1 tRNA gene is annotated in these 271 nt (G+C 44.6%); it reads left to right on the forward strand.

The features are described 5' to 3' along the window. Positions 1–43 precede the first annotated feature (43 nt). A tRNA-Glu gene (locus H5092_RS20495) sits at positions 44–119 on the forward strand. Positions 120–271: the final 152 nt, after the last annotated feature.

The raw sequence follows: 271 nt of genomic DNA on the forward strand, positions 1-271 counted from the left end.
AAACGAGTCTAAAAATTCAGTTGTCCTAGTGACACATTTATGTGTCCCCATCGTCTAGAGGCCTAGGACACCGCCCTTTCACGGCGGTAACAGGGGTTCGAATCCCCTTGGGGACGCCACTTACTATTTTAAGTATTGTGTAAAGCAGTGTGACACCGCACTCTCTATGCACGACGTTATCAAGAGTACTAATCTCTTGGGGACGCCACTTACTTATTTTAATAGGGAAGTGTAGTGTTATTAAGAAAGCTCGCCTGAAACGAGTCTAAAA

The sequence above is a fragment of the Pseudoalteromonas sp. SR41-7 genome (genome assembly GCF_014163935.1).
Taxonomy (GTDB): domain Bacteria; phylum Pseudomonadota; class Gammaproteobacteria; order Enterobacterales; family Alteromonadaceae; genus Pseudoalteromonas; species Pseudoalteromonas distincta.